We start from the raw sequence: 25,649 nt of genomic DNA, 5'->3' as shown, positions 1-25,649 counted from the left end.
CCTCAGCGCTTGAACAGCGACACGGCGAGAAGCCAGCGGAAGAGCGCGAAGACTGCCGCCGGGACGAAGAGGAGCGTGCCCCAGAGCATGCTCGCCTCGACAGGGAGCGCGGAGAGCATTAGCGCAAGGTAGTAGACGACGCCAAGCCCAGTCAGCGCCGGGATCATCAGCCTCGCCATTTTCCTGAGCGGCGTCACAGAGAACAGCGCCTTGAGCAGCAGACCGGTCATCAGGAGCGCAACGGCAGTGGCGAAGCCCTTGCCGATCAGGAACGGCGTGTCCTGACGATTTTCGGCGAAGTCCATTGGCGTCGGTGCACGGGAAGCCATCGCGACAGGGGGCAGGTCGATCGGGACGGGCAGCTTCACCGCCGATTCAATGTGGCCGACGATCTGCTCTTCCTCCCCGCTCACCGCGCTCCAGACTCGCGCGGTGTTGTCCCGCGAGGCCGAGATGAGGATCGGCTCGCCCGGCCGGGCCGTGACGTCCCTGACCGCATCTTCGTGACCAGCCAGCGTCAGCAGCTCATCGCCTGAGCGGGCATCGAGAATATGGACAAGGCTGTCGATGCTCCCAACGGCGAGCTGGCTGTCCTTGCGGGTGAACGCCAGGCCAAATGCCTTTCCGGGCACGGAAGTTTGCATCAGGCGCGTGCCGGACGGATTCCAGACGATGACCGAGCCATTGTCTCCCGCGGCGGCGAGACGCGTACCCGCCTCGTCCCAAGCGACCTCGTTCCACGGGTCGGCCCTTCCGACGATCCTGATGAAGCGACGGCTCAGGGCGTTCCACAAGCGGACCGTCCCGTCTGCCGACGCCGAAGCCAGATACCGGCCGTCCGGCGAGAAGGCGAGCGAGCGGACATCGTCACTGTGCCCCGACATGGTGCCGAGCAGCTCCCCGCTTTCGGCATTGAAGACGCGGATATCGCCATCGCCCGATCCCGTGGCTATCGTCTCGCCGTCCGGTGAGAACTTTGCGACATAGACCGTCGCGCGGTGCCCATCGAGGACGAGGCGCTCCTTCTGCCCCGCCACGGACCAGACCCGTGCCGTGAGATCGCGGGAAGCAGTCACCACTTCCTCGCCATCAGGGCTGAAATCAGCGTGCCAGACCCAATTTTCGTGATTGGGGAACACGCCCAGCCCAACACCCGTATCAACACTCCAGAGCCGGGCTTGGCTATCGTCCGAGGACGTCACCATCAGCCTGCCATCACCTGAGATGGCTACGGAGTTGATATCCGCCCCCTCGATGCCCTCTACCTTCACCTCCTCAAGCGCGCTCGCATAGATACGCCCTTCGGTAATGATCGGTGCAATGAACAAGGCCCCGAAGAAGAGAAGCGTCAGGAACGATCCTGACAACAGCTTCAGCGAAGCGGCACCGCCCATCGCTTTGTCGGCGAGAAAGCTGACATAGCGCGAGAAGAAGGTCAGCAGGAATACAGCGCCGATCAGGACCGGCCTGAGGGATGGGAAAACGAAATCAGATGTGTAGGCAAGAGCACCAAAACCGGCAGTGATAAGCGCTGCCATCAGCAACGACCTGAACACCAACGCGAGACGGATATTCCGTCCAGTGACGGTATAGCGGCGCTTCGGAGCTGCAGCGTGCCGCGACTTGCGCTGAGCGGGTGCTGGTTTTCTCTTGGGCTTCGGCGCCGGTTCGGCCGGCCTCTCGGGTGGCGGAGCGGGCGTCGGCCGGCGCGGGGCACTGCTCTTCGCACCTTCAGCCACGGTCGCGATGAATTCCTTGAGCGACTTATCGTTCCGGCTGCCATGCCAACGGGTCAGGTCGTGGGTCTGGATCTGTCGAAACCCGAGTGGGATATCGACCAGGTCGACCAGCGCTGGATAGAGGCGGTCGTATTGCGCGCCTTCGTCAGCCTCGTCACAGACGAAGCGCGATGCCACGGACGTCCTCGACCAGACAACGACGACGACCCGGGCGGCGGTAAGATTCTGGGTGATCTCTTCGCGAAAACCGGCGCCGGTCTTGATATGGGGGTCCCACCATACCCTTAGGCCGGCGCGCTGGAGTTCTTCCGCAATAATGCGGACCTTCTCCTTGTCCTCCCGTGAATAGGAGACGAAGACGTCGACCATACTGCCCTCCCTGCAGCACAGTCTTAACCATGCGTCATTCTGTCATCAATGATCGGACGTGCAAAACAACCATCTTTGCTTATAGCAGGCGCAGCATTACGCTATCCATTTCTGCGCCGAAATGGATAGAAGGTTATCTTTTCTCATCTATTAGGCGCCGCGCGGAAATCAGGAGCGCGCGACACTGAGCCATTTGGCCTCGTCCCAGACCTCGAGGCCCAGCTCACGCGCCTTCTTTTCCTTCGAGCCGGCCTTGTCCCCTGCGACGACGATATCCGTTTTCTTGGAGACAGAGCTGACGACGCGGGCACCGAGACGGGTTGCGATGGCTTTCGCCTCATCGCGGGTCATCTCGGACAGGGAGCCCGTGAAAACGATGCTCTTGCCGGAAAGGGGCCCATCTTCGGCAACCGCTTCGGGGGGCTCGGGGTCGATCTGCGCAAAGAGCCGCTTCACGGCGGCGACGTTGCGTTCTTCGGCGAAAAAATCACGCAGGGCATCGGCCACCGCCTCACCCAGGCCGTCGATGGAAATCAGCTCGGCGCGGGCCGGACTCTCCGGATCCTGGAGCTTCTCCCCCAGTTCGAGAAAGGCCTCCTTGGAAGGGTAGCGCTGGGCGAGGAGATTGGCCGTGATCGAACCGACATGACGGATGCCCAGTGCGGCAATGACCCGGCCGAGTGGCCTTCTCCGCGCGGCCTCGATCGAAGCGAACAGGTTGTCGAGCGATTTCTGGTTCGTCACCTCGTCGGTCAGCACGGTTTCGCCCTTAACCGTCTTCTTCTTGTAGCTCTTCAGCGGTGACCTTCCGTCTACGTCGAAGGTACCGGCACGCTCACGCTCCTCGATCGTAAAAATGTCGGCAGGCTCGCGCACGATGCCGAGCCTGAAAAACTCCTCGATCTGCTTCTCCCCCAAGCCTTCGATGTCCATCGCGCCTTTGGAGACGAAATGCTTGAGCCGCTCCACCACCTGGGCCGGGCAGATCAGGCCGCCGGTACAGCGTCTCACCACATCACGCTCTCCTGTCCGCTCGTTCAGCTCACGGACGGCCGGCGAGCCGCAGGCAGGGCAGGTTTCCGGGAAGACGAAAGGCTTTGCGTCCTTTGGCCGCTTTTCGGGGATCACCCGCAGGACCTGCGGGATCACGTCGCCTGCACGCTGGATCTCGACCGTATCCCCTTCACGGACATCAAGACGCTCGATCTCGTCCTGATTGTGGAGGGTCGCGTTCGAAACGACGACCCCGCCGACCGTGACCGGCGCAAGCCGTGCGATAGGTGTCAGGGCGCCGGTCCGCCCGACCTGGATTTCAATCCGCTCAAGGATCGTCGTGGCTTTCTCGGCCGGGAATTTGTGCGCGATGGCCCATCTGGGCGACCGGCCAGCAAAGCCCAGTCTTTCCTGCCAGTCGAGACGGTTCACCTTATAGACGACGCCATCGATATCGTAATCCAGCGTCGCGCGCTGCTCCTCGATCCTGCGGTAGTGCTCCAGCGCTTCGTCCGTCGTCTCACAGATTTTTGCGAGCGGATTTACCGGGAATCCGAGTGTCTCGAGGACCGCGATGGAACCGGAGAAGGTATCAGCCAGCGGCTCGGAAAGTTCGCCAAGGCCATGAGTGAAGAACTTGAGCGGGCGGCTTGCTGTGATCGTGCTGTCCTTCTGGCGCAGCGATCCCGCAGCAGCGTTGCGCGGGTTGGCGAAGGTCTTCTCGCCTGCTTCCTCCAAGGCTGCGTTCATCGCCGCGAAGTCAGGCTTCGACATGTACACCTCACCGCGAACCTCAACGACATCAGGCGCGTTTTCGATCGTGTGCGGAATGCCCTCTACGGTCATGAGGTTTGGTGTGACGTCCTCGCCAATCGTGCCATCGCCGCGCGTCGCACCAGTGACGAGCCTTCCCTGCTCGTAGCGAAGGCTGGCGGAAAGACCGTCGATCTTGGGCTCCGCGACCATGACGACCGGCTCGTTGTCGTCGAGCCCGAGGAACCTGCGGACACGCTCGACAAAGTCGAAGACATCTTCATCCGTGAACGCATTGTCAAGCGAGAGCATGGGCCGGGCGTGGCGCACCTTCGGAAACCGGCCGGAGGGCACGCTCCCGACTTTCTCCGATGGGCTGTCCGGCCTCTTGAGGTGGGGGAACTGCTTCTCGAGCGCGAGGTTTTCGGCCCGCAGGGCATCATACTCCGCATCCGTCATGATCGGGTCAGCTTCCTCATAGGCCCGGTCGGCCTGTTCCATGAGGAGCGCAATCTCTTCGAGGCGCTTCGCGGCCTCGGCTTCGGTCATCGTTTTTTCGTTCATGACAGCCCTTAAGCCGCTTGATCCGCCCGCCCTGCATCGAGGAGCTTGGTTGCCGCAGCGCGCGCTTCGTCAGTTACCGTCGCGCCGGAGAGCATCCGCGCGATCTCCTCACGGCGCTCGTCATCGCTCAGCAGGCGAACATCTGTTTTGACAGTTTTCTTGCCGGCCTTTTCGACCTTGAAATGGCTGCGAGCCCGGGCTGCAACCTGTGGAGAGTGCGTGACGACCAGCGTCTGGGCATCACCAGCAATCTGGGCAAGACGTTCGCCGATGGCATCAGCCACGGCGCCGCCGACGCCTGAATCCACCTCGTCGAACACGATGACGGAACGACCGTCCTTTGCCGTCAGGATAGTCTTCAGCGCAAGGACGAAGCGACTGAGTTCGCCGCCGGAGGCAATTTGCTTCAGCGGACCGAACGGCGCGCCGGGGTTGGTCGAAACCTCGAATGCGACGCGGTCAAAGCCTCCTTCGCCCTGCTGGTCAGGGTTCGGATCGACCACGACCTTGAACTGTGCCTTGTCGAGCTTGAGCGGTTTCAACTCGGCCATGACAGCTTTCGAGAACTTGCCCGCAGCCTTCTGGCGCTTGGCCGAGAGCTCCTCTGCAACCTTCCGGTAGGTTTCCGCAGCCATCTTCTCCCGAGCCCGCAGTTCGCCGAAGCTCGCCTCGCCCTCGTCGAGCAGTTCGAGCTGCCTGCGGACCTCTTCCGCATAGGCATGGAGCAGATCGGGCGCGCGGCCATATTTCCGGCCTGCGGCGCGCAGCGCAAAGAGACGTTCCTCGGTTTCATCGAGCGCGTTCTCGTCGCGGACGAATGCCTCGGCAGCATCGAGCAAGGCCGACCGCGCCTCGGCAAATTCGCTCAGTGCCGCATCGAGCCTCGCGGTCGCCTTGGTCAATGGCTCGGCTGCATCCTCGTCCAGCCGCGACGCGGCGCGTTCGATCCGTCCGGCTGCGGAGGACACCTTCGCCTCGAGGCCGTCATCCCCGAGCGCGGCGATGGCCGAGGAGAGATCCTCCGAGACCTTCTCCGCCGCCATCAGCTTGGCGCGCTTCTCGGCCAGCTCGGCTTCCTCGCCCGGTTGCGGGTCGAGCTTCTCCAGTTCATCGGCAACAAAGCGGAGATAATCAGCCTCACGGATCGCGGCATCCTGCTGCGCCTCGCGCTCGGCAATTTCCTGTCGGATGGCCTTGAGGTCGCGCCAGGCCGTCCGGGTGGCGGAGAGTTGCTTCGTCAGCCCGGCATAATCGTCGAGCAATGTGCGGTGCACGGACTGGTCGAGGAACCCTTGGCTTTCGTGCTGGCCGTGGACCTCGATCAGGCTCTGTCCGATGCGGCGCAGCACGCTTACGGGTACGGTCTGGTCATTGACGAAGGCGCGAGACTTGCCATCGGCATTCTGCACACGGCGCAGGATGATGAGGTCGTCCTCGGCGGGGACGCCCGCCTCGTCCAGCAGGGCCCAGACGGGGTGGCTCTCGCCCACGTCGAAAACTGCCGAGACGACGCCTCGATCCGCGCCTGCGCGAACGAGACCCTTCTCGGCCTTCCCGCCCACGGCAAGACCGAGGCTGTCGAGGAGGATCGACTTGCCCGCGCCGGTCTCACCCGTGAGCGCCGAAAGCCCCCCGCCGAGGCGGAGGGTCAGGCGGTCGATCAGAACGATGTCCTGAATGGTCAGTTCGATCAGCATGACGCCTCGTCATACAGTCCGAACCGACCCTCGGGTCAACTGGCCTCAGCCCTGAGGCTCGTCCGGGGCGAAGACAACGCCCTCGTTCCACGTCGGGCGAACCGGATCGTTCGCGATCCGGGTCACGAGGCCGAAGGTCAGGTCCGAGAACTTCGCCGCGTCCTGCCAGTTTATGGGCAGGTTCAGGTCGTCCGACGGCTTGTGGTAGTGCGTGGACATGAAGGTCTGGAAGTTCTGGAGGTTCTCGCCCTCCATCCCGCTGAACAGGAACAGCGACGGGATGCCCTGCTGCACGAAGCGATAGTGGTCCGAGCGCACGAAGAGCGACATCTGCGGCACCGGGTCGGGCGAGGCGAAGAGATCAACTTCGTCGGCGGCCGCCTTGAACGGCTGCTCGAGCGAAGAGTACTCCATGCCGAACGCGATGATCGAATCCAGCGGGTAGACGAGCACCGGCATGTCGATATTGACGTTGGCCACCGGCGTGTAGCCAAGCTCTTCGACATTGCGCGCAAGATGCGCGGCGCCGAGAAGGCCCTTCTCCTCGCCCGTCAGGGCTGCGACAATCACGGTGCGGGCGTTACCGCCTTCTTTCGCGATCCGGGCGGCCGCCTCCATGATGATGGCCGTACCGGTCGCGTTGTCGAGCGCGCCGTTATAGATATCGTCCGTCTCGGGATCGTCGTCAGGGCACATGCCGACATGGTCAAGGTGAGCCGTCAGGACGACAGCTTCATCGCGCAGGTCCGGATCCGTACCCGGAATGACACCGACGACATTATATGCATTCACAGGCTCCGAACTGGCCGAGGTCTGGAGCATGGCCGTCGCATCGAGCTCGAAGCTCTCCGCCTCTCCGGCCTTCACTTTTTCGACGACGCTGTCGAAATCATAGCCAGCGTCCTCGATCAGCTTGGCTGCGGCTTCGAGGCCCAGCAGCGCCACCGGCATCGGCGTGTCGAAGCCTGCACCGAGGGTGATCTGCCCCGGACTGTCCGAGTTGGTGAAGCGGGCGAAGCGGGCAATCGCCCGGTCTGTGGCGTCAAGATAGAGAATGCCAACAGCGCCGCGCTTCTCCGCTTCCATACGCTTGGTATCGAAGCGGCGAAGGTGGACCGAGGACGGGTTGTCGTCGATCTGCGGCGCGCCCTGGAACATCATGACAATCTTGCCCTCGACATCGACGCCCTCATAGGCGTTGAGGCCAAGTTCGGGGGCGACGATACCGTCACCGACAAAAACGATGCCGCCGCTGGCTGCTGCGGAATACTCCTCGCCCATGCCATCAGACGGCGGATAGAAGGCCACCGTCTCCCCCTCGATCAGGTCGATCTCCGAGCCCTTGGACACAATCGTCAGCTCGCCTTCGATGCTGGACGGGTTTACCCGGTGCAGCGGAACTGGCTGGCGGTAGCCGGGTGCTGCGGGGTCGATGTCCGATGCTGCGTAGAAGGTGGAGACATATTCGGCAGCCTTGTCGAAGCCCGGCTCGCCGGTATCACGGCCCTCGAATTCATCCGACGCCAGCACGGTAACATGGTTCTGGAGCCGCGTGCTCAGGTCTTCGCCGTAGGGATTGACCGTGGCGCATGCGGCGATGCTGGCCGAGAGGAGCAGCGCAGCGGCTGCGCGGGGGAACGAGAGATTGGTCAAACTGACCTCCTGTGACGCGTATTCATCGCAAACCGATAAAGGCTGATAGCGGCGATCTTGAGCCGCGTCCATGCGCGGCAGGATGAAGCGTCGCCGCGCCGCGCCTCAGGCGTTACCTCCTTCCCATGAAGCGTAACGGCAAACAGGTGGCGAAACGGGACCTGCCCGAGAAGGTCTGCAAGACCTGCGGGCGGCCTTTCACCTGGCGGAAGAAGTGGGAGCGCGTGTGGGACGAGGTCCAGTACTGCTCCGACCGCTGCCGGCGCGAGCGCAAGAGGGAGACAGCGTGATGGGACTCCAGAGCTTTCCGCAAGACTTTCGTGCCGCCGTCTGGGGCGCGTCCGGCGGTATCGGCGCGGCCTTCGTCAAGCACCTCTCCGAAGATCCCGCTTGCGGCGAGATCGTCGCGCTCTCCCGCAGGCCATTGGAAGGCGACGCCCGCAGCATCACCTATGACCCGGCCAGTGAGTCTTCGATCCAAAAGGCCGCCGAGGAAGCGGCGGCGGGCCAGCCGCTTCACCTCGTCATCGTCGCGACGGGCACGCTGCACGGCGAGGGCTACAGCCCCGAAAAGGCGCTGCGACAGCTCACCGGCGATGCCTTTCTCGAAGTCATGCGCATCAACGCCCTGCTTCCGGCCCTCATTGCCAAGGCGAGCGTCAATCATCTCGACAAGGAACGTTCGGTCTTTGCCGCGCTCTCGGCCAGGGTCGGCAGCATTTCCGACAACCGTCTCGGCGGCTGGCATAGCTATCGCGCGTCGAAGGCAGCGCTCAACATGCTCCTTCGCAACATCGCCATCGAGGTCGCGCGGAAGAACAGGAACGCCGTGATTGCGGGCATCCATCCGGGCACGGTGGATACCTCGCTCTCCGAGCCGTTCCAAGGCAATGTGCCCGAGGGCAAGCTCTTCACCCCCGAATACTCCACCGGCGAGATGCTGAAGGTCCTCGACAGCCTGCAGCCGGAGCAATCGGGCAATTGCTTCGACTACTCAGGCAAGCGCATCGAGTTCTAGACCCGGCCGAGGACCATGCGCGGACATCCCGACCTCCTTCTCCCCAAATGCGTCCGGAAAAGGAAGCTTCGCCCCCGCAGGGCGTCGGCCAGCGGCCGCCCTGCCGGAGGCGCGACGCGCCGTGAGGCAAGAGAACAAACCATTCGAGAGGCTGATGGAGAGATTAGGCCTGGCTGCCAAGCTGCTGCCGCAGCTTTCTCGAGGTTCAAAACCCGCTCGGTCCCGCTGAGAGCGCGAGCGGAGCCGCAGAGCGGCGCAGTCGAGCCAGCGCTCAAATAGGAGGCCGGTCAGGCCGACGGTAGCGCCAACGAACAAAGCTCCGCGCCCAAACGCCCGACCGGGCGTCGGCCAAAGGCCGCCCCGCCGGAGGCGCCACGCGCCGTGAGGCAAGAGAACAAACCATTCGAGGACATGAAGAAGACTATGGGTCTAGCTACCGAGCGGCTGCCGCCGCATTCTCGGACTACAAAACGTCCCCCGGACGTTTTGTTTTCGCTTCGCGAAATCGTCCTCGAATGGTGCGCGTACCAAGGATCGAACTTGGGACCCCTTCGATGTCAACGAAGTGCTCTACCGCTGAGCTATACGCGCGTTCCATTCGGAGAGCCGCCAATAGCGAAACGGACCGGCAGGCTCAAGCCCTAAATCGCGCCTTTTATCCCGGCTTGTACCGGATCAGGCCCTCTTGCGCCGTCGTAGCCACGAGCACGCCATCGCGGGTGAAGATCCGGCCGCGGGCGTGCCCCCTTGCGCCGCCGGACCAGCCTGAATCCATCGCGTAGAGGAGCCACTCCCCGACGGGCGGGTCGGCATGCATCCATACGGCGTGGTCGATGCTCGCCGAGCGCAGGCCCTTGTTCGTCCAGTGAAGCCCGTGAGGCAGCATCGCCGTGCCGAGAAGCGCGAAATCCGAAGCATAGGCCAGCACGGCCCGGCTGACGGCCGGGTCGTCGGGCGTTGCTGCCTTGAGCCTGAACCACATCTGCTGCTCGGGGGCGGTCTTCTTGCCGTAAAGCGCATCCGTCGAGACCCGGCGCAGCTCGACCCCCCTCTCGCGCTGCATGAAGGCACGGAAGCCCTCGGGCAGGTGCGTGAGCTCCGGCGCGATCTCCGCATCGGAGCGCAAGTCCTCCGGGTCCGGAACGTCCGGCATTTCCTCCTGATGCTGAAGACCCTCTTCCTCGATATGGAAGGAGGCGATCATGTTGAGGATCGTCTCGCCGCCCTGCTTGGCGACAACCCGGCGGTTCGAGAAGCTGCCGCCATCACGATCGCGCTCGACATAGTAGATTACCGGGCGGGCATCATCGCCGGGCCGCACGAAGTAGGCATGAAGCGAGTGCGCCTTGCGCTCGGGATCAACCGTTCGGGAGGCGGCCATCAGGGCCTGCGCCACCACCTGCCCGCCGAAGATCCGGCCATGGGCTTCGGGATCGCGGGCACCCCGGTAGAGGTCACGGTCGATCGTCTCGAGATCAAGGAGTTTGAGAAGGGCTTGGGCTTGCTCGGTCATGGACATCGAGGTGCGCCGGATCGCGCGCCCGATCAAGTCCGGCAAGAGCCGCAGAAATCACCGAGGCTATGCAGACAGGCCGCCTGGACACCGAACGCGCCGGCGCCGGGGCATCAGCCTCATCGTCTCGTGTGGGTGGGATGATGGTGGAGAGGGCTGGATTCGAACCAGCGTACGCATACGCGGGCAGATTTACAGTCTGCTGCCTTTAACCACTCGGCCACCTCTCCATAGGCCGCCCGAGGGCGAAGCCGCGCACTAGCGAAATGAAATCGGACGCGCAACCGCTTCCTCTTCCTTCCTGAACAGATTTTCGGCAGGAGGCGCCGATGCAGAACAACCGCCGCTCCGAAAAGCCCCGGCAGGACGGGCCCGTCTGGCTCTATGGCCGCCACGCCGTGCTGGCGGCACTCAAGAATGCGCGCCGCGACCTCAAGCGGCTGGTGCTGACCGAGAACGCCGCCGCATGGCTGGCCGAGCAGCACAAGGTGCCAGGCTCCGCCGAAAGCCTGAAACCGCACCAGATTGACAAGCTGCTGCACCCCGGCGCCGTGCACCAGGGCATTGCCGGGCTCTTCTCCGACCTGCCCCGTGCGCGGCTGAAGGAAGCCTGCTCGGCCAGAACTGGCCGCCCCGTCGTCGTCCTCGACCAGGTGACGGACCCCCAGAACATTGGCGCCATCCTGCGCGTCGCAGCGGGCTTCTCGGCACAGGCCGTCATCGTCCAGGACCGGCGCACCCCTCCCCTCGCCGGGGCGCTGGCGAAAGCCGCGGCCGGGACGCTCGAGACCATGCCGGTCGTCCGTGCCGTGAATATCAGCCGTTCGCTCGAAGCGCTGAAGGATATGGGGTTCGAAGTCGCCGGTCTTGCTGGCGAGGGCGCTGTCCCCCTGCCCGAATTCGGGACGTCACGACCGCTCGCGCTGGTCATGGGGGCCGAGGGCAAGGGCTTGCGGGAGGGCGTGCGGGGACACTGCGATTCGCTCGTGTCGATCCCGCTCGCCGAAGAGGTGGAAAGCCTGAATGTCGCGACGGCCGCAGCCGTCGCGCTCTACGCCGTCACGAATCAGGTGGCCGGGACGCCTGGCGCGAGTTCGCCGGAGAGGAACTTGGCATAAACCGTCAGTTCCCCATCGCGCAGCTCGCCATCGCCATTGCCATCGGCCAGGGAGAAGGTTTCGAGGCGAGCATCCTGCCATGCTGACTGGTCGAGGCCGTCCTTCGCCATCACGCGCAGGTGGTAGTCGCGGCGGGCCACTGCATCGAGGGCCGCACGCTCCGCGGCGCCCATCGAATTCGGGATGTCCTCGGGAACCGGGATCCGGATCAGGCTCTGGCCATCGATGGGGATCTGACGGTTGAAACGGGCCAGCTGGGCGTAGACCACCCGCCGGGCGGCATATTCGTCTTCGTCGATGATGCCGTCGCGGTTGACGTCCACCTTCTCGAAGGCCCGCGCCGCATCCAGCATCGCGTCGGTCATCGGCACGGCATCCACGGCACCGCCAAACGGATTCACGACACCTTCGCCCAGCGAGGCGGAACCCATCGTCATCGTGGCAGTCACTGCCAGGGCCGTTATCAGTTTCATATTGCGCGTCTTCATCGTTGCACGCCTCCTGCCCGTACAAATGCAAGAGGCGTGCGATGATCGCGCAAATTCGAACGATCGTGAAAAGATTAACGCAGTATTACTGCATTCATCCTACGATTTCGTCGTCCGAGAAGAAGAAAGCGATCTCTTCCTTGGCCGTTTCCGGGGCATCTGAACCGTGCACCGAGTTGGCGTCGATCGATTCGGCGAACTCAGCGCGGATGGTGCCCGGAGCGGCTTCCTTCGGGTTGGTGGCGCCCATGACTTCGCGGTTTTTCGCGATGGCGTTCTCGCCTTCGAGCACCTGGACGACGACCGGGCCGGAAGCCATGAAGCTCACGAGGTCGTTATAGAACGGACGGTCCTTGTGGACGGCGTAGAACTCGCCAGCGCGCTCTTCGGAGAGCTTGATGCGTTTCTGCGCAACGATGCGCAGGCCGGCGGTCTCGAGCTTGTCGATGATCTTGCCGGTGATGTTCCGGGCGGTGGCGTCCGGCTTGATGATGGAAAGAGTGCGTTCGGTGGCCATGTCTGGTCCCTTGTTTGTAACGAAGTGGGGGCGCCATTACATGCGGGCTCTAGGCGCGGCAACCGGGAGAACGTGAGAATGAGTGACGAAGAACGCTGGCAGGGAATTGCGGTTTACAGTTTGTATCTGGTAGCCCTTTTCACGGGCGTCCCTGCCCTGGTCGGGGTCATACTCGCTTATATCTTCCGGGAAGACGCCGGGCCCGTCGCGCAAAGCCATTTCGAGCACCAGATTGGCCTCTTCTGGCGCGCGGTGTTCGGCAATGTCATCAACGGCATCATCTTCGCTGTCGGCGTGGCGCTGACCTCCACGGTGATCTTCTCGATCATCGGGATCCCGCTGATGATTGTCTCCGGGATCGTCTTCATCTGGCTCTGGCTGATGCTGCTGACCCGCTCGATCCGCGGAATCAGCAGGTTGAACCGCGGCGAAGGCTATCCCGTGCCGGCGGGTTGGGGGCTCTAGGCGCCCCCTCCCTCCATGAAACGACGGACGATCACCGTCATCGAGAGGAAGATCCAGAGCGTGTTGAACGCGATCAGCGTCGGGAGGAGCTTCCTCATCGACGCCCAGATCAGTGCGACAGACGTGCCGAGGGTCAGGACGTGCAACCACCAGATCTCGAACCCGAAGACGAGGCCGGGGACGATGACCGCGGCCTTGGTGCCCCAGGCAAGGAACTCGACTGTGTTGTACGCGGTCCAGTAGTCCCTTCGCAGCCACATGCGCATGCAATCCGCAATCGGCTGCCAGCCGACCACTGTGTAAACGACGATGGTGATGACGGTCGCGAGGATCGCGGCCAGCAGATACGGGTCCATCCGCCCGCGTTAGCCTGATCCGGTTACCAAGCCACCTGTCAGAGCGCCGCGCCGCGCCTGACGAAAGGCTGCGCCTTGCCGTAGACGAGGCTGCGCCACAGCCATTCGAGCGGGCCAAAGTGGAAAGCCCGCAGCCAGAGCGGCGACCAGACCAGCATGGCGATGAACGCGGCGATCGCGACGACCATGAGGAAAGCGAGCGACACCTCACCGTAAAGGCCACCGGCATGGCCTCCGGCAATCGTCGTGCCGATCAGGGAGCAGGCAATGTAGTTCGTGAACGCCATCCGCCCGACGGCTGCGACAGCGCCGAATTTAAGTCCCAGGCTGACCAGCGCCGAAATGAGACAGGCATAGCCGAAGGCCCCGATATACCCGTCGGACATCGCCATCCATGTGTTGAGGCTGAAGACCCTGAAGTCATAGCCCGAAGCCCGCAGCGCTCCGATCTGCACCCAGTCGAGGGCCCATGCCGCGCTCAGCGCCACCACCGCCAGCGGCAGGGTCAGGCGGAGCGGCCAGCGGCCTCGATAAAGGCCACCCTTGAACCCCGCCATGCCGAGGACCATCAGCGCGAGCGAGACGAGCCACATGCCTCCGAACAGGAAATAGAAGCCGATGAATCCGACCGCCTCCTTCGCCCTGAAGGCGATCTGGTCAGCGATGGAACCCTGCATGGCGTCGATCTCGGCCTTGAGCGTTTCCGGCGTAGGCTCCCAAAACATCGGTGCGAGCTTGTTATAGAGATCATCGTCGAAGGCAGGCCCCGCCGCAAAGATCCCCATCCACGCCGTCCCGAGTACCAGCATGACGAAGCCGAGCACGACAAGCAACCAAAGACGCATACGGACGAAAAACATGGCGAGCAGTCCTGTCACTCCGTAGATGAACAGGATGTCGCCGACCCAGATCAGGATCAGGTGGAACGCGCCGAAGACAATCAGCCAGAGATTGCGTTTCAGGAGGATGCGCCTCTTGTCATCTCTGGCGATCAGCCGCTCACTGATCATCAGCAGGCCCGCACCATAGAGCGCGGTGAAGGTCGTCCGCCATTTGTCCTCGACAAGGAATTTCTGGAGCAGGGCGATATGCTGGTCGAGTTCCGAGGCCCAAAGGGTGGGATTGCTGTAGTAAGCGAAGGGCATCGCCATCGCCTTGATGTTGACGATGAAGATCGCCATCACCGCGAAGCCGCGGAGCACATCGAGAAACGCAATTCGGTCAGCCCCGGTGACGGGCCCGCCGGAGGGAATTGTGCCGGACATCAGGCCCTCCCCGCCTTGATCCAGGTTAAACCTATCCTGCTGGCCCGAAGGGCGGAACCACGTTTTATCGTTTTTCGCCAAAAAAATGCAGCGCCAGCCGACGGCTATGGGGGCGTGTGCGGTGCTCTGCGATGTAAACAGCCTGCCAGGTCCCGAGCGCCAGCCGTCCACCCGCCACGGGGATCGAGAGCGTGGGGCTCGTCAGCGCGGCCTTGATATGCGCAGGCATATCATCAGGCCCTTCGGCCGAGTGGCGATAGCCGCCATGCTCGGGCGCGAGGCCGTCAAGCGCGTCCGTCAGGTCGCTGAGGACATCCGGATCGGCGTTTTCCTGGATGACGAGGCTCGCGGAGGTATGGCGGAGCAGGATCGTGAGGAGCCCATCCCCCGCACCTTCTGCACGAAGCCAGTCGCCGAGAGCAGGTGTCACATCGATGAACCCCCTGCCCCCGGTCCTGATTGTCAGTTCACCCAGCGACTGATGCATTCAGTCGAGTGGCGGAATACGGAGCACCTGCCCCGGATAGATCTTGTCGGGATCCGACAGCATCGGCTTGTTGGCTTCGAAGATCACGGGATACTTCGATGCGTCGCCATAATGCTCCTTGGCGATCTTCGACAGCGTGTCGCCGGGCTTCACCTCGTACATCGTGCTGGCCGGTTCCTTCTTCTCGTCCTCGATCTCAAGATGGCTCTCGACCTCGGCCACGCCCTCATTGTTGCCGGCCGCGACGATCATCTTTTCCGCCGTCTCGCGGTCGGGGACCTTGCCCTTGAGGACGACCTTGGTGTCCTTCGCTTCAGCTTCGACCTTGTCGGCTTTGAGATTGTTCTTCTTGAAAAGATTGGTGAACCAGTTGCCGTCGTCGCCGTCGGGCTTCTTGTCCTTGCCGCGGGTTCGCTCGAACTTGAAGAGCTCCATGTTGTCCTCCCATGGGTTCGCACCGGGAACTTAGGGTTTTCCGCCCCACCCGCCCAATCACGCCCAATCACGCCCGCAGGAGCGGCTGCTAGCGGCTCAGGAGCGGCGCCAAGGTCACGAACCACTCCATGACGGCGCGGCCGAACATCACGTCGAGAACAAACGTCAGTCCCATGACGATCAGCCCGGAAACCATGAACGGCGTGAGGGTTTCGAACTCCCCTTCTCCCTCGTTGGCACGGACGGAGAGGTAAGCGTAGCCGCAACAGGTGACGAGATAGCCGATGTAAACAGCGGCGCGAAGCGGTCCGTAAAGCTCGGAAGGCTCCACTGCTCCTCGTCCGACCACCTGGAAGCCCATGGTCACGATCGCGAACGCGGCAACGATCAGCGGAGCGAGCATCCCTGCGATGACCGGGTTCGCGGGCAAATTGATCCGCTCGGGGTTGGAGACGGCGTTGATGAGCGGCTTTTCCTTGATCGTCATGAGCTTGCTCCCAACCCTGACGGTATCAGGTCAGCCTGTTACGGCCAAGGATTGGGCGCAGTCTCTACGGCCAGAGCACCTCGGGGTTCTTCATCGTCTTGATCTCGAGAATGTTGTTGTTCGGATCCGCGATGAAGAAGGTCTCCTGCTCGTACTTGTCGCCTTTGAAGCGGCGGTAGGGCGGGTCGATATATTCAAGGCCCGCCTCGGCGATGCGCTCCTTGAGGGCATTGAAGTCCTCCTCGGACAGGTGGACCCCGAAATGCGGGACAAGGACATTGCCCATGTCGACGTCGTGGCGGACCGAGGGGAGCTGCTCCTCGCTCTGGTGCAGGGTGAGCTCATTGCCCCAGAAGTTCACGTCCTGCCAGCGACCCTCTTCGGAATTGCCGAGCGTGCAGCCGAAGACCTCGGTGTAGAACTTGACCGTCTCTTTGAGATCGCCTGCGGGAATGGCGAGGTGGACGATGGCGGACGACATGGCGGGCTCCCTGAGTTTTCCTCATGGGAGTACGAGACTCTCTCTTCTGCGACAAGCTGGCTCAAGGGAACACCGGAAGAACAGCACAAACAACCGCCCGTGGGCGGTTTTTTGGAGGAGGGAAGCTCGCACGCGGTCACCGCAGCGAAGATTGCTTCATGGCTTGCTGCAACGCAAAGGGCGCTACCCCCTACCGCGCGCTAGCGCCGGATCACCACACTCTTCCGAACGGCCGAACATCAGCTCAAGCCAAGAAGCGACCGAAGGCAGGCGGGGTCACGCGATAGCGCCTTCCCGCTCCGCCGGATGACACCGGCACAGACAGATCATCAGTCGACGGATCCTGAACTCCCGGCGTCTGTCCGTGGGGGGATTGTAGCGCAGGTGGATAGGGCGGGGATAACGTAGGGCGGGTGCGCGTTGATGCCGTTGATCCGCTCGCGCAACGGTGCCCGCACCCGCGCGCCAGACCGGCGAACATGGCACCGCGGCTGCCGGAACTGCCGCACACCGATCAAAGTTCACAAACGGGCAGCCGCCCTACGACGCGGAGCACCCTGCTCCTGACTTGTCAGCGCCGCTATTGGCGAAGCTCACCGCTCCGCCTTCCGGTACTTGATCCTACGCGGAACGTCCGCATCCGGACCAAGCCTGCGCTTTTTGTCCTCGATATAGGCTGCGAAGTTGCCTTCGAACCATTCGACGTGGCTGTTGCCTTCGAAGGCCAGAATATGCGTCGCGATGCGGTCGAGGAACCACCTGTCGTGCGAGATCACCACGGCGCAGCCTGCGAATTCGTCGAGGGCGGCTTCGAGTTCACGGAGCGTATCAACGTCGAGGTCGTTGGTCGGTTCGTCGAGGAGGAGGAGGTTCGCGCCCTCTTTCAGCATCTTGGCGAGCTGCACGCGGTTACGCTCACCGCCGGAGAGGTCGCCGACTTTCTTCTGCTGGTCCGCGCCCTTGAAGTTGAACCAGGTGCAGTAGGCGCGGGAGTTGACCTCGCGCTTCTCGCCCAGCTTGATGATGTCGAGGCCGCCGGAGATCTCCTCCCAAACGGTGTTGGAATCCGTGAGATTCTCCCTGGTCTGATCGATATAGCCGAGCTTGACCGTGTCGCCGAGGCGGATGGTGCCCTCGTCCGGGGTTTCCTTGCCGGTCAGCATCTTGAACAGGGTCGTCTTGCCCGCGCCGTTGGGGCCGACCACACCGACAATGCCCCCCGGCGGCAGCTTGAAGTCGAGGCCGTCGATCAGGAGCTTGTCGCCAAAGGCCTTCTTCAGGCCCTCCGCCTCGATCACCACGCCGCCAAGGCGTGGGCCCGGCGGGATCTGGATCTGGGCAGTGCTGACGTTCTCGTTGGCTGCCTGGTCGCGGAGCTTCTCATAGGACTGGATCCGGGCCTTGGACTTGGCCTGGCGGGCCTTCTGGCCCTGGTTGATCCACTCGAGCTCGCGGTCGAGGGTCTTCTGACGCTTGGCCTCCTCGCGCTCTTCCTGGGCGAGGCGCTTGGCCTTCTGCTGCAGCCAGCTTGAATAGTTGCCCTCGTAGGGAATGCCCTTGGCCCGGTCGAGTTCGAGGATCCAGCCTGTGACATTGTCGAGGAAATACCGGTCGTGGGTGACGAGGACGACGGCGCCCGGAAAATTGCGCAGGTAGTTCTCGAGCCATGCGACGCTCTCGGCATCGAGGTGGTTGGTCGGCTCGTCGAGGAGAAGGAGGTCGTTCTTCTCGAGGATCAGGCGGGCCAGCGCGACACGGCGCTTCTCACCGCCCGAAAGGTCCGTGACCGGCCAGTCTCCTGGCGGGCAGCGCAGGGCTTCCATCGCCAGCTCGACCTTGGAGTCGACGTCCCACGCGTCGAGGGCGTCGATCTCCTCCTGCAGCTTGGACATCTTCTCCATCAGCTCGTCGGAGTAGTTCTCCGCCAGCTCCATCGAGACGTCGTTGAATTCCTGCACCTTGGCCTTGATCTCGGCGACGCCCATCGCGGCGTTCTCGAAGACCGTCTTGGTGGGGTCGAGCTCGGGCTCCTGCGGCAGGTAGCCGACCTTGGCCCCCTCGGCGGCGTAGGCCTCGCCGGTGTATTCCTGATCGACGCCGGCCATGATCTTGAGCAGCGTCGACTTACCGGCGCCGTTCACGCCCACCACGCCGATCTTCGCGTCCGGGTAGAACTGCAGGTGGACGTTATCGAGGATCTTCTTGGCCCCGTAGGATTTGGTGAGGCCTTGCATGAAGTAGATGAACTGGCGTGCCATTGCGGGGCGGTCCTTTGGTGAACGCTGCAGGGAAAAGAGGGCCGCAGTTAACGCTCGCCGCCCCCCTGTTCAAGCGGATTGGGCGGGCCTTTCCGCGCTGAAATCCATGCATGACACGGACATGGCCAATGTGAGAAGGTTAACCGATAGAGGAGGGACAATCACGCTGAAAGCAATTCTGGGCGGCTTGGCCGCCGCGGCGGCGGTGCTGGAAGCAGCCAAGCCGCACTGCTGACGGATTTCGATCTGCCGAACCTGAGCTTCGAGATCGACGCGAAGCCTAACGGCAATCCGGTGACAATCACCGGGACCTCGAACGGTCTCGGCTTCTCCTTTGTCGGCACCAACTTTTCGCCGCTGGCATCGACGACCAATGCAACGAGCTATGTCGGACTTCCGGGCAAGTATGACGACATCCACACGGCGTCCGGCACATTCACCTTCGCCAAACCGATCGAGGGGCTGATCTTCGGGACGACCAATGACAGCTCGCAGATGGTGACGCTGCTGATGGATGGCACGGTCGTGGACCTTGGCGGCTCGCTCATCAATGTGGCTGGCGGGGTCCAGTATTCGGCGTCCTTTACCGGGGGCATCGGGCTTGTCGTCTTCTCCCAAGCTGTGTCCACCTTCTCGATGCAGGTGACGAACCCATTGGATGGTGTCGATTTTTCGGTCTTCGCCCTTGAGAAAGTGGGCAATCCGATCCCGGTTCCAGGCGCTGCGCTGCTGATGATCCCGGGTCTCCTGTTGCTGCGCCGGGCAAGAGCGCGGGCCTAGGCGCAGACCACGGCAAGGCAAAGAAAAACCCCCGCCTGTATTTGGGAAGGGCGGGGGCTTTCTGGTGCGGGCGGTGAGGCGCCCTTGGGAGCTTTGTGGGACGGCGGTGCGCCCCGGAGAGACTTGAGAACCTCAGGCGACACCCTTGCGGCCGCGCCTTGCGAAGAACGCTGCAAGCCCGGTGCCAAACAGCACGGCCCCGGCCGGGACAGGGGTCTCGGAAACCTTGATGTCGTCGAGGAAGCCGCCGAGTTCGTTCTCGCGCCCGCCTGCGGCAAACATCAGGGCATTGTCGCCAAGGGCCGCGGTGAAGACCATCGAGATGACCTGCCAACCGCCATATTGCGAACGGACACCGTCCACCGTCCCGAGAAGGGACCGGGCGTCAAAGCTCCGGTTGCCCTGCCCGCCATCGGTCAGGGTGCCGACAGAGACATCGATGCCGTTGTCATTCTGCCGGTTCGTCCGCGGCTGGTAGGCGAAAGTGACGGTGTATTGCTGTCCCGCCTGGAGGTTCATCAGGGCAGCCATGGCGGAGTTGGCACCCTCGCCCGGGTTCGGGTTGACCTGGAAGTCGCTGTCGAGCTCGACATACTGGTGGCCTTCATAAGCCGGGACGACCACGCCCGAGCGCTGGATCTCGATGCCTGCACCATCCACGGTTACGAACTGGCCGAAGACGTCATAGACGTTCCAGCGCCGCCCGATCTGGGTTCCTTCGAAGGTTTCGGTGAAAATGGTGGCGGCGTCAGCCACGCCGAGCGAGGCAATCGCGGTTGCGACAGCGGCAATCCGTTTCATCTGGGCACTCCTGCATAGCCGCGGCGCGGCGTTCCGCAGGAGGAGAAGCAATCACCGTACCAACGCGCTCGGCGCTGAATTCTGTCACAATTTGGCAACAAACACGCAGGATATGCTGCGGTCGAGCAAGGTAAAGATAGCATCTACCTCCCGAAACGACATGTTGCCTGTCCCGAAATATAACATCGGGCAAGAAACAGCATCAGGGAGACACCAGATGACCCGACTGCCTCTGACTTCTTTCCTCGCCCTCGGCGTGTCCGCCATGGCGCTCACCAGCGCCGCGAATGCACAGGACCAAGACGACGATGATGTTATCGTCGTCACTGCCCAGAAGCGCGAACAGAACATCCTCGAAGTCCCCTTCTCGGTGGACGCCCAGACCCAGGAAGATATCCAGCGCACGGGCTCGCAGACCCTCGAGGACATTGCGCGCAACGTTGCCAGCCTCAACATCCAGAACCTTGGCCCGGGCCAGAGCCAGGTTTCCGTCCGCGGGGTCTCGGCCGGCCAGATCGTGCGTGACCAGCCCGGCGTGAAAGAGCAGGTCGGCGTCTATCTCGATGAGAGCGTGATCTCGCTGTCGCTCTTCACTCCCGACCTCGACCTCTTCGACCTCAACCGGGTCGAGACGCTGCGCGGTCCGCAAGGCACCCTCTTCGGTTCGGGCTCGATCGGCGGCACGCTGCGCTACATCACCAACCAGCCGAACACCGAAGAGTTCGAGGCGATGGTCGAAGCCGATGTGAACACCATCACTGACGGCGGTGTCGGCGGCAGCCTCAAGGGCGTCGTCAACGTTCCGTTCTCTGACGACGTTGCCCTGCGCTTTGTCGCCTACCACACCGAATATGGCGGTTTCATCGACGCCCTGCGCGAGGACCCTTCCGCGGCCAATGGCTACCGCGTCGACGAGGACGTCAACTCCGGCAACCGCCAGGGCATGCGTGCCTCATTGGTCTGGAAGCCGACGGACAACCTGACCATCACGCCGCGCGTGGTCTTCCAGGAGATCGACGTCGACGGCTTCAACCGGCAGGAAGTCTTCAACGTCTTCGCCAACCCGTACACGACGACCCGGACGCCGATCCAGCTTGAAGAGCGCCAGCAATACCTCCTGCGGGACGAGCGTTTCTTCGATGAGACAATCATCAGTGACCTGACGGTTTCCTATGACTTCGCCGACATGGCGTTCATCTCGATCACCTCGGTCATGGACCGTGAGATCCTCGTCAGCCGCGACGCTTCGGCCCTCACCGGTTCGGTGTCGATCGACCTCGGTTACCCGGATGCAGCGGTCCTGACGCCGTCGAATCTCCGTGACACGACGGATCTCGACAGCTTCACCCAGGAGGTCCGCCTCCAGTCGACGACCGATGGAGGCTTCGACTGGCTGGTCGGTGCCTTCTATTCGAAGATCGAGCGCGACTATGCCCAGCGCCTTCCCACGCCGGGTTATGATGCGTTCACCGATCAGGTCCTTGGCGCAGGGACTTCGGACGCGGTCCGCAACGGCTTCGGCCCTGACAGCCCGTTCAACTCGGACCTGTTCTACGACCTGACCCAGTACGCCCTTTTCGGTGAGGCGACGCTGCACGTGAACGACGACTTCCGCGTGACGGCTGGCGGCCGTTATTACGACTTCGAGGAAGACCGCGAGATCACCACGGGTGGCCTCTTCGCCAATGGCGACTTCATGGTGATGGATTCGACGACCTCGGATGGTTTCAACGGCCGGGTCATCGCAGCTTATGACGTCAACGAAAACGTCACGGTCAACGCGCAGGTTTCGGAAGGCTTCCGCCTCGGCGGCGTCAATGACCCGCTCAACATCCCTCTGTGCTCGGCTGAGGACGAGGCGCTGTTCGGCAGCTTCCAGGCCTATGACGACGAGACGCTGGTCAACTACGAAGCCGGGCTGAAGTCGGACTTCGGCAGTGTCCGGTTCAATGCTGCTGCATTCTACACGGACATTTCGAACCTGCAGGTCACGCTCGATGCCGGCTCGTGCTCCTCGCGGATCGTGTTCAACGTTCCCGAAGCCCACACACGGGGTGTGGAGGTCGAACTCGGCTTCGAGCCCATCGACGGCCTCGACATCTCCTTCGCAGGCTCGTGGATCGAGGCAGAACTCGACAGCACCGTGACGCTCGGTGACGGGACACAGATTCCGGGGCTGTTCGATGGCGCGGAACTGCCTTCGGCTCCGCAGGTGCAGGCGGCCATCGTCGCGAGCTACGAGTATCCGCTCGACAGCTTCCGTCCGGGTTGGTCCGCGGTCGTCAACGGCTCGGTCCAGTACGTCGACGAGCAATTCACCCAGCCGGGTGACCAGGACCCGATCATCCAGCCCTTCTCCAGCGGCCTGCCCTTTGGCGGTGCCACGGGTAACGAAGTGACGGCACTGGATCTTCAGCTCCCGGACTACACCATCGCCAACTTCTCCTGGGGCCTGATGAATGACGATGGCTTCGAGGCCCTTCTCTACATCAACAACGCGTTTGACGAGAATGCGCTCCTGTCCTTCGACCGTGAGCGGGGTGGCCGTGCCCGCCTCGGCTTCCGGACGAACCAGCCGCGCACCATCGGCCTGACGCTGCGTAAGCGCTACTAAGCTCGTCCGTTATCGGATGAGAGAGGGAGGCCTTCGGGCCTCCCTTTTTTATGCGCGGAGGATGGGGCTAGCGAGATGGATAGCGCGCGCCACCGCCGCGTCTGCGCCATAGGGCGCGCCAAGAATCGCGAGGCCCGAACCCTTCATCCCCTTCCCGCCCTTGAGGTCGAAGCCGACCTCGCTGACCAGAGGCCCGCCATCGGCCATGCGTGCAAGGAGGTCCTTGTGCCGTCCCGCATCGAGGAGCGGGTACCAGACCATGACCGCAGCCTCCGGCCAGCGCTTGTGGATCTTCATTGCAAGATCGGCAGCCCGTCCGTACTCGTCCTTCACCTCATAGGGCGGGTCGATCAGGACAAGACCCCGCCGCGGCTCCATCGGCGTTAGCGCCACCGCGCCTTCATAGGCATCGCGGTTATGGACCGCCGCCCCTGTGCCCTTCATCGCCTTCTTCAGCGCCGCGTGCTCCTGCGGATGCATCTCCATCAGCACCATGCGGTCCTGCTCACGAAGCAGCGACGCGGCGACCATCGGCGAGCCTGGATACGCCGTCTCACCGTAATGGGTACGGATCATCCTGAGCGCATCGTTGATGGCCGAGCCCTTGGGCGGGTCGAGCAGCGTGATCCCTTCCGCCGCCTCGCCGGTCTTCAGCGACTCCTGTGAGGTCAGGTCATATAGCCCCCGCCCCGCATGGGTCTCTAGATAGCTGATCCCCCGATCTTTCTTCGTCAGAAGACGGATCAACTCCGCCAGCACGAAGTGCTTGTGCACGTCGGCAGGATTCCCGGCGTGATAGGCGTGCTGGTAGGAGAGCATTGCTCAGTCTTCTGAGGGCGGTTCGACGGGTTCCAGAGCGAAGACGATAAGAAGGTCTTTTGACACTTCCACCGTCGGCTGATCTATCGGGATTGTGCGGATCGCATACTGTCGTTGAGTACCAGCGCCAACAGGCGCGAACATGTCGTTGAGCCGCATCTCCGGTAGATAGTAATCATCAATGTTCGGCGGTCGGATCTCCAATATCGATCCGGCCCGGCTTCCGGAAGTGGAAGCGATGAGGTCGGCTTCTCTGCGCGCTTTGGCGAGGACAGCGGTGAGCGCCGCTGCTTCGGCTGCCTCCTTATCGGAGGCAAAGAAGCTCATGAGTTCTACCGAACCTCTGACCTTTTCCGAAGCCAAGGACATCAGATTGCCGGCCTGAAGGGCTGGCTGCCCTTTAATGTCCAGCGATACCGTGGCGACGTATTCTCCGGGCGCGCAGACCCTATCAGCATCGTAGCCAAATACCTCCTTGCACCTTTCGTCCGGACGCGGGACGATCGAAATGTCGTCGGTTTCAATGCTGAATCCGGTCAAACCTTCAAGCGCTGGAATCGCTGCGCGTAAATCATCAAGCTGCGCTGTCAGCTCGATCAGTGTACTATCTTGCGTATCGCCAAACCCAACGACACTAACCTTGATGAAAAAGGAATCAGCGGGAACACTAACCTTCTCATCGACTGAGACGTAGAGCTTCCGCGTGTCAGCCTCAGGCAAGCATCCTACCAATCCTAAGCACAAAGCGGCGCCAGCGACTGCCCTCAAACACATGTTTTCTCTCCCCTATCAGAGAGACACTGGCACAATTGGAGAGGTCGGCCAAGCGCGCAGGACAACCGACGTCAGCGCTGGAACGTCTCACGGACAATCAGCTCGAGATTTTCCCGGTCCACCTCATCGAAGGTCCCCACATCCGGGCTGTCGATGTCGAGGACGGCGATCAGCTCGCCTTCTTTCGTCCGTACGGGAACGACGATCTCGCTGACAGAGCGGCTGTCGCAGGCGATGTGGCCTTCGAACTCGTGGACATCGTGGACGACCTGCGTCTCGCCCGTCCGTGCCGCAGCGCCGCAGACGCCGCGGTCGAACGGGATGCGCAGGCAGCCGAGGGTGCCCTGATACGGCCCGACGACGAGCTCGCGCTCCTTCTCCGGGTCGACGAGGTAGAAACCCGTCCAGATATTGTCCGGGAAGGCCTGCGCCAGCAGGCAGGAGACGGTGGCCATACGCGCGGTCAGGTTCGGCTCGCCTTCGAGAACGGCGGCGATTTCCCTGGCGGTCTGGCGGTAAAGTTCGGCTTTGCTCATTCCACGAGGCTAAAGCGCAAGGGCGGCAGGTCTGCAACGGCAACTTCGACGCGGTCCCCAGGCTCGAGCGCGCCAATACCCGCAGGGGTGCCCGTGAAGATCAGGTCGCCAGGACAGAGGTGGAAGTAGCGCGAGAGCTTCATGATGATCTCCGGCACGCTCCAGATCATGTCTGAAAGGTCTGCCTGTTGCCGCGTCTCGCCATTCACCGACAGGGTGATCGGCCCGCGGTCGAGCAGCCCTTTCGCTGGTGCCAGCCGCCCGAGCACCGCGCCGTCATCGAGCGCCTTGGCGAGGTCCCAGGGCCCGCACCGCTCCTTCGCCTCGTTCTGCAGGTCCCGGCGGGTCAGGTCACAGCCGCAGCCATAGCCGTAGATCGCCGCGATCGCCTCCTTCTCCGAAAGCGCGGTGCCGCCATCCTTCAGGCCGACCACCAGCTCGCCCTCATAGTGAAGGTCGTCCGTAGCCAGAGGATAGGGGATCTCACGCGCCGATGTCGCCGCATGGGCGGGCTTGGTGAAGAAGACCGGCGGCGTGGTCTTCGGGTCGCCGCCCATCTCGCGGGTATGGTCAGCGTAGTTCTTGCCGATGCAGAAAATCCGGCGGATCGGAAAACGCTGGCCGTCCGTGGTGGCCACGCTTGGCTGACTGACTGTGAACATCGGCACG

The 25,649-nt window shown here is 62.8% G+C and carries 25 protein-coding genes and 2 tRNA genes; 6 read left to right on the top strand and 21 right to left on the bottom strand.

Annotation, left to right across the window (positions count from 1 at the left end; genetic code table 11):
* Positions 1–2 precede the first annotated feature (2 nt).
* The 4 genes from IE053_RS12150 to IE053_RS12135 all read right to left on the bottom strand — a co-directional run bounded on the left by IE053_RS12150 (position 3) and on the right by IE053_RS12135 (position 7,768).
* Positions 3–2,108, bottom strand: coding sequence for a toll/interleukin-1 receptor domain-containing protein (locus tag IE053_RS12150; protein ID WP_189576342.1), 2,106 nt, complete (start codon positions 2,106–2,108; stop codon positions 3–5).
* A gap of 168 nt (positions 2,109–2,276) precedes the next feature.
* Complete coding sequence (ligA, locus tag IE053_RS12145) at positions 2,277–4,418, bottom strand: NAD-dependent DNA ligase LigA (protein ID WP_189576340.1); 2,142 nt, start codon at positions 4,416–4,418, stop codon at positions 2,277–2,279.
* An 8-nt stretch (positions 4,419–4,426) separates the two neighbouring features.
* On the bottom strand, positions 4,427–6,115 hold the full coding sequence (recN, locus tag IE053_RS12140; RefSeq protein ID WP_189576338.1) for a DNA repair protein RecN: 1,689 nt from the start codon (positions 6,113–6,115) through the stop codon (positions 4,427–4,429).
* Between the two features lie 45 nt (positions 6,116–6,160).
* Positions 6,161–7,768, bottom strand: coding sequence for a M28 family peptidase (locus IE053_RS12135; RefSeq protein WP_189576335.1), 1,608 nt, complete (start codon positions 7,766–7,768; stop codon positions 6,161–6,163).
* A gap of 125 nt (positions 7,769–7,893) precedes the next feature.
* Between IE053_RS12135 and IE053_RS12130 the strand changes: the two genes are divergently transcribed.
* Together IE053_RS12130 and IE053_RS12125 are read left to right on the top strand one after the other, a co-directional pair.
* Positions 7,894–8,058 (top strand): DUF2256 domain-containing protein, encoded by a 165-nt coding sequence (locus tag IE053_RS12130; protein WP_189576334.1) that lies wholly within the window; start codon positions 7,894–7,896, stop codon positions 8,056–8,058.
* Positions 8,058–8,786, top strand: a complete 729-nt coding sequence (locus tag IE053_RS12125) for an SDR family NAD(P)-dependent oxidoreductase (RefSeq protein WP_189576977.1) — start codon at positions 8,058–8,060, stop codon at positions 8,784–8,786. The genes IE053_RS12130 and IE053_RS12125 overlap by 1 nt, the downstream gene beginning before the upstream one ends.
* A gap of 516 nt (positions 8,787–9,302) precedes the next feature.
* On the opposite strand, the gene IE053_RS12120 is transcribed toward IE053_RS12125, so the two are convergent.
* The 3 genes from IE053_RS12120 to IE053_RS12110 form a co-directional block, all read right to left on the bottom strand.
* Positions 9,303–9,377, bottom strand: a tRNA-Val gene (locus IE053_RS12120).
* A gap of 64 nt (positions 9,378–9,441) precedes the next feature.
* Positions 9,442–10,299, bottom strand: a complete 858-nt coding sequence (locus IE053_RS12115) for an acyl-CoA thioesterase (RefSeq protein ID WP_229786208.1) — start codon at positions 10,297–10,299, stop codon at positions 9,442–9,444.
* A gap of 144 nt (positions 10,300–10,443) precedes the next feature.
* Positions 10,444–10,529, bottom strand: a tRNA-Tyr gene (locus IE053_RS12110).
* Between the two features lie 99 nt (positions 10,530–10,628).
* Here IE053_RS12110 and IE053_RS12105 point away from each other — a divergent pair.
* Positions 10,629–11,417 carry a TrmH family RNA methyltransferase gene (locus IE053_RS12105; RefSeq protein WP_189576330.1) on the top strand — a complete coding sequence of 263 codons (789 nt, stop codon included), beginning with the start codon at positions 10,629–10,631 and terminating at the stop codon, positions 11,415–11,417.
* Here IE053_RS12105 and IE053_RS12100 read toward each other — a convergent pair.
* Together IE053_RS12100 and ndk are read right to left on the bottom strand one after the other, a co-directional pair.
* A complete protein-coding gene (locus tag IE053_RS12100) occupies positions 11,366–11,890 on the bottom strand; it encodes a hypothetical protein (protein ID WP_189576328.1) in 525 nt (174 codons plus the stop codon). The two genes, IE053_RS12105 and IE053_RS12100, sit on opposite strands and share 52 nt — an antisense overlap.
* A 109-nt stretch (positions 11,891–11,999) precedes the next feature.
* The gene (gene ndk / locus IE053_RS12095) at positions 12,000–12,422 is read right to left on the bottom strand and encodes a nucleoside-diphosphate kinase (RefSeq protein ID WP_189576326.1); all 423 of its coding nucleotides are present in this window, start codon (positions 12,420–12,422) and stop codon (positions 12,000–12,002) included.
* Positions 12,423–12,500: 78 nt separating this feature from the next.
* Here ndk and IE053_RS12090 point away from each other — a divergent pair, with 78 nt between their 5' ends.
* Positions 12,501–12,887: a hypothetical protein gene (locus IE053_RS12090; RefSeq protein ID WP_189576325.1), complete on the top strand. Its 387-nt coding sequence runs from the start codon at positions 12,501–12,503 to the stop codon at positions 12,885–12,887.
* Here IE053_RS12090 and IE053_RS12085 read toward each other — a convergent pair.
* From IE053_RS12085 to ettA, 7 genes are all read right to left on the bottom strand, one after another.
* Complete coding sequence (locus tag IE053_RS12085) at positions 12,884–13,243, bottom strand: hypothetical protein (RefSeq protein WP_189576323.1); 360 nt, start codon at positions 13,241–13,243, stop codon at positions 12,884–12,886. The genes IE053_RS12090 and IE053_RS12085 overlap by 4 nt on opposite strands.
* A gap of 38 nt (positions 13,244–13,281) precedes the next feature.
* Positions 13,282–14,508, bottom strand: coding sequence for a DUF418 domain-containing protein (locus tag IE053_RS12080; RefSeq protein WP_189576320.1), 1,227 nt, complete (start codon positions 14,506–14,508; stop codon positions 13,282–13,284).
* 64 nt (positions 14,509–14,572) lie between these two features.
* Complete coding sequence (locus IE053_RS12075; protein ID WP_189576319.1) at positions 14,573–14,995, bottom strand: secondary thiamine-phosphate synthase enzyme YjbQ; 423 nt, start codon at positions 14,993–14,995, stop codon at positions 14,573–14,575.
* Positions 14,996–15,430, bottom strand: coding sequence for a peptidoglycan-binding protein LysM (lysM, locus tag IE053_RS12070; RefSeq protein ID WP_189576317.1), 435 nt, complete (start codon positions 15,428–15,430; stop codon positions 14,996–14,998). It abuts the gene before it with no gap.
* An 88-nt stretch (positions 15,431–15,518) separates the two neighbouring features.
* A complete protein-coding gene (locus tag IE053_RS12065) occupies positions 15,519–15,917 on the bottom strand; it encodes a hypothetical protein (RefSeq protein WP_189576315.1) in 399 nt (132 codons plus the stop codon).
* 64 nt (positions 15,918–15,981) lie between these two features.
* The gene (locus IE053_RS12060; RefSeq protein WP_189576313.1) at positions 15,982–16,398 is read right to left on the bottom strand and encodes a VOC family protein; all 417 of its coding nucleotides are present in this window, start codon (positions 16,396–16,398) and stop codon (positions 15,982–15,984) included.
* A 593-nt stretch (positions 16,399–16,991) separates the two neighbouring features.
* Positions 16,992–18,656: an energy-dependent translational throttle protein EttA gene (ettA, locus tag IE053_RS12055; protein WP_189576311.1), complete on the bottom strand. Its 1,665-nt coding sequence runs from the start codon at positions 18,654–18,656 to the stop codon at positions 16,992–16,994.
* Between the two features lie 294 nt (positions 18,657–18,950).
* On the opposite strand from ettA, the gene IE053_RS12050 reads away from it, so the two are divergent.
* Entirely contained in the window at positions 18,951–19,436 is a 486-nt protein-coding gene (locus IE053_RS12050; protein ID WP_189576309.1) for a hypothetical protein, read from the top strand.
* 132 nt (positions 19,437–19,568) lie between these two features.
* Here IE053_RS12050 and IE053_RS12045 read toward each other — a convergent pair whose 3' ends face one another.
* Positions 19,569–20,237 carry a hypothetical protein gene (locus tag IE053_RS12045; RefSeq protein ID WP_189576307.1) on the bottom strand — a complete coding sequence of 223 codons (669 nt, stop codon included), beginning with the start codon at positions 20,235–20,237 and terminating at the stop codon, positions 19,569–19,571.
* 217 nt (positions 20,238–20,454) lie between these two features.
* On the opposite strand from IE053_RS12045, the gene IE053_RS12040 reads away from it, so the two are divergent.
* Complete coding sequence (locus tag IE053_RS12040) at positions 20,455–22,851, top strand: TonB-dependent receptor (RefSeq protein WP_189576305.1); 2,397 nt, start codon at positions 20,455–20,457, stop codon at positions 22,849–22,851.
* Between the two features lie 48 nt (positions 22,852–22,899).
* On the opposite strand, the gene rlmJ is transcribed toward IE053_RS12040, so the two are convergent.
* The 4 genes from rlmJ to IE053_RS12020 form a co-directional block, all read right to left on the bottom strand.
* The gene (gene rlmJ, locus IE053_RS12035) at positions 22,900–23,670 is read right to left on the bottom strand and encodes a 23S rRNA (adenine(2030)-N(6))-methyltransferase RlmJ (protein WP_189576303.1); all 771 of its coding nucleotides are present in this window, start codon (positions 23,668–23,670) and stop codon (positions 22,900–22,902) included.
* Positions 23,671–23,673: 3 nt separating this feature from the next.
* Positions 23,674–24,390 carry an SIMPL domain-containing protein gene (locus IE053_RS12030; RefSeq protein WP_189576301.1) on the bottom strand — a complete coding sequence of 239 codons (717 nt, stop codon included), beginning with the start codon at positions 24,388–24,390 and terminating at the stop codon, positions 23,674–23,676.
* A gap of 125 nt (positions 24,391–24,515) precedes the next feature.
* Entirely contained in the window at positions 24,516–24,980 is a 465-nt protein-coding gene (gene msrC, locus IE053_RS12025) for a free L-methionine (R)-S-oxide reductase MsrC (protein ID WP_189576299.1), read from the bottom strand.
* A complete protein-coding gene (locus IE053_RS12020; RefSeq protein WP_189576298.1) occupies positions 24,977–25,642 on the bottom strand; it encodes a fumarylacetoacetate hydrolase family protein in 666 nt (221 codons plus the stop codon). The genes msrC and IE053_RS12020 overlap by 4 nt, the downstream gene beginning before the upstream one ends.
* Positions 25,643–25,649 lie beyond the last annotated feature (7 nt).

Origin of the sequence: Parvularcula lutaonensis, from assembly GCF_014651915.1 — a bacterium.
GTDB classification, from domain to species: Bacteria; Pseudomonadota; Alphaproteobacteria; order Caulobacterales; family Parvularculaceae; genus Parvularcula; species Parvularcula lutaonensis.
The sequence above is the reverse complement of the archived record's forward strand: the minus strand, read 5'-3'. Positions and strand labels throughout refer to the sequence as shown.

What these genes read in the sequence shown, in the direction of transcription:
- ligA (WP_189576340.1), bottom strand. Translation starts at nt 4,418, where the DNA reads ATGAACGAAAAAACGATGACCGAAGCCGAGGCCGCGAAGCGCCTCGAA.
- ettA (WP_189576311.1), bottom strand. Translation starts at nt 18,656, where the DNA reads ATGGCACGCCAGTTCATCTACTTCATGCAAGGCCTCACCAAATCCTAC.
- rlmJ (WP_189576303.1), bottom strand. Translation starts at nt 23,670, where the DNA reads ATGCTCTCCTACCAGCACGCCTATCACGCCGGGAATCCTGCCGACGTG.
- IE053_RS12090 (WP_189576325.1), top strand. Translation starts at nt 12,501, where the DNA reads ATGAGTGACGAAGAACGCTGGCAGGGAATTGCGGTTTACAGTTTGTAT.
- IE053_RS12150 (WP_189576342.1), bottom strand. Translation starts at nt 2,108, where the DNA reads ATGGTCGACGTCTTCGTCTCCTATTCACGGGAGGACAAGGAGAAGGTC.
- IE053_RS12075 (WP_189576319.1), bottom strand. Translation starts at nt 14,995, where the DNA reads ATGCATCAGTCGCTGGGTGAACTGACAATCAGGACCGGGGGCAGGGGG.
- IE053_RS12045 (WP_189576307.1), bottom strand. Translation starts at nt 20,237, where the DNA reads ATGAAACGGATTGCCGCTGTCGCAACCGCGATTGCCTCGCTCGGCGTG.
- msrC (WP_189576299.1), bottom strand. Translation starts at nt 24,980, where the DNA reads ATGAGCAAAGCCGAACTTTACCGCCAGACCGCCAGGGAAATCGCCGCC.
- IE053_RS12060 (WP_189576313.1), bottom strand. Translation starts at nt 16,398, where the DNA reads ATGTCGTCCGCCATCGTCCACCTCGCCATTCCCGCAGGCGATCTCAAA.
- IE053_RS12100 (WP_189576328.1), bottom strand. Translation starts at nt 11,890, where the DNA reads ATGAAACTGATAACGGCCCTGGCAGTGACTGCCACGATGACGATGGGT.
- IE053_RS12085 (WP_189576323.1), bottom strand. Translation starts at nt 13,243, where the DNA reads ATGGACCCGTATCTGCTGGCCGCGATCCTCGCGACCGTCATCACCATC.
- IE053_RS12065 (WP_189576315.1), bottom strand. Translation starts at nt 15,917, where the DNA reads ATGACGATCAAGGAAAAGCCGCTCATCAACGCCGTCTCCAACCCCGAG.
- ndk (WP_189576326.1), bottom strand. Translation starts at nt 12,422, where the DNA reads ATGGCCACCGAACGCACTCTTTCCATCATCAAGCCGGACGCCACCGCC.
- IE053_RS12125 (WP_189576977.1), top strand. Translation starts at nt 8,058, where the DNA reads ATGGGACTCCAGAGCTTTCCGCAAGACTTTCGTGCCGCCGTCTGGGGC.
- lysM (WP_189576317.1), bottom strand. Translation starts at nt 15,430, where the DNA reads ATGGAGCTCTTCAAGTTCGAGCGAACCCGCGGCAAGGACAAGAAGCCC.
- IE053_RS12080 (WP_189576320.1), bottom strand. Translation starts at nt 14,508, where the DNA reads ATGTCCGGCACAATTCCCTCCGGCGGGCCCGTCACCGGGGCTGACCGA.
- IE053_RS12115 (WP_229786208.1), bottom strand. Translation starts at nt 10,299, where the DNA reads ATGACCGAGCAAGCCCAAGCCCTTCTCAAACTCCTTGATCTCGAGACG.
- IE053_RS12105 (WP_189576330.1), top strand. Translation starts at nt 10,629, where the DNA reads ATGCAGAACAACCGCCGCTCCGAAAAGCCCCGGCAGGACGGGCCCGTC.
- IE053_RS12020 (WP_189576298.1), bottom strand. Translation starts at nt 25,642, where the DNA reads ATGTTCACAGTCAGTCAGCCAAGCGTGGCCACCACGGACGGCCAGCGT.
- IE053_RS12130 (WP_189576334.1), top strand. Translation starts at nt 7,894, where the DNA reads ATGAAGCGTAACGGCAAACAGGTGGCGAAACGGGACCTGCCCGAGAAG.
- IE053_RS12040 (WP_189576305.1), top strand. Translation starts at nt 20,455, where the DNA reads ATGACCCGACTGCCTCTGACTTCTTTCCTCGCCCTCGGCGTGTCCGCC.
- recN (WP_189576338.1), bottom strand. Translation starts at nt 6,115, where the DNA reads ATGCTGATCGAACTGACCATTCAGGACATCGTTCTGATCGACCGCCTG.